2 protein-coding genes are annotated in these 1,394 nt (G+C 39.4%); one reads left to right on the plus strand and one right to left on the minus strand.

Going from position 1 to position 1,394, the window contains the following annotated elements:
- Window positions 1-122: 122 nt before the first annotated feature.
- Complete coding sequence (locus BHAP_RS11325) at window positions 123-788, minus strand: hypothetical protein (RefSeq protein ID WP_211279704.1); 666 nt, start codon at window positions 786-788, stop codon at window positions 123-125.
- A 350-nt stretch (window positions 789-1,138) separates the two neighbouring features.
- On the opposite strand from BHAP_RS11325, the gene BHAP_RS11330 reads away from it, so the two are divergent.
- Window positions 1,139-1,394 (plus strand): response regulator (locus tag BHAP_RS11330; protein ID WP_476693575.1); only part of this gene is annotated, 256 nt, incomplete at its 3' end.

The raw sequence follows: 1,394 nt of genomic DNA on the forward strand, positions 1-1,394 counted from the left end.
TTGATCACAGAAATGCGTGTAGCTTGCATGAATCGCGTGTTCATCGTCGTTCCTTTTTCTTAGAGTCAAGTGGCTANTTGTTCGGAATTTCCGGTGACAACGACCACTTGACTATTGCTAAATTAATAGGAGAGTGATAAAGCTGTTCCAGTCGAATAAACTTTTTCTGGTGGGTCTATAGAGAATCCAAACTTGCCGAGGTTAAAGCTTACTGAATAATTCATTTTATTTGGATTGTAAACATAGTTTACAACTATTCTCTTATCATTTCTGTCACCGACTGTCGCGTGGACCCACGCGCAGCCTTTGATTTTCATTTTCCAGTCAGGATTTCCTAATTGTTGGCCAGAAAAATTTGCGCCTTGTAATGATACCTCAGTCGGTATCATCTTGCTGGAGGAAGTTGTGCGCCAGTCGTTCATATATTGATCTTTATGCCATATCTGTCCTCCATAAGTATTGGGTCTTACAGCATCTGCGAAGTATATTGAGAATGTGTCTTTCCCTTCTGGTTGTTTGTAATCAGTGAATTCGTACGTGGGATATATAGAAATGTTATTTCCTGATTTGAATGAACTAGCATAAAAACGAATCCCAGAGAGTCCGTTTGGGAGTCCAGCGGCCAACCGTGTATAGTATGGTTTTCCAATTTCTCTAGTTTCGATGTACTTATATGGAAGATTCTGTTGCTGAAGATCAGTGGCTATGACATGTTTGATGTCAGGGTCCATGTTTTGAACTTCGATGATAGGCATGCCGGCGTGTAATAGGTATTCATCATCTGTCATAGCATCAGAGGAGTATGCTTGCGATGGCATCAACATGATAACGAGTGCGAAAGCTGAGCATATAATGCTGGATAATATTCTGTTTGTCTTATCATATTGTTTATGTAACATTTTGTGTCCTTTTTGTAATATATTTAATATGCTGGGGACCACTTCAAGTCACCGCTGACTTGAAGATAATGCTAAGTTTCAACTCTAGAGTATGTGAGTTCTCTGCCGTATGGCAAATACTTTCCAGTTTTTCTTTATACCTGTGCAGATGTGCGCTTAACGTATAATAGAAAAATATGAATGCTGTTAAGGATGGGCTTACTGTAGGCATTGTTGATAACGATTATTGTGCATCGATGATGATTGCTTCAGTAATACAGCGTCGTATTCCCCAAAGTACAATACTCTGGCAATGTGATCATTCTCAAACAATTTTAGAACATGTACGGTTTGATAGTACGTTGCCTGACGTTGTAATTGTAGATCTTATGCTTAATGGCATTAGTGGAATTGATATATGCCGTTTGNTAAGAAATCACACTTCGGATATTGGAATATTGTGTGTAACAGCATACCCGCTTTCGTCATTCGTTGAGCCATTGGTTGCTGCTGGCG

The sequence above is a fragment of the Bifidobacterium hapali genome, from assembly GCF_002259755.1.
Lineage (GTDB): Bacteria > Actinomycetota > Actinomycetes > Actinomycetales > Bifidobacteriaceae > Bifidobacterium > Bifidobacterium hapali.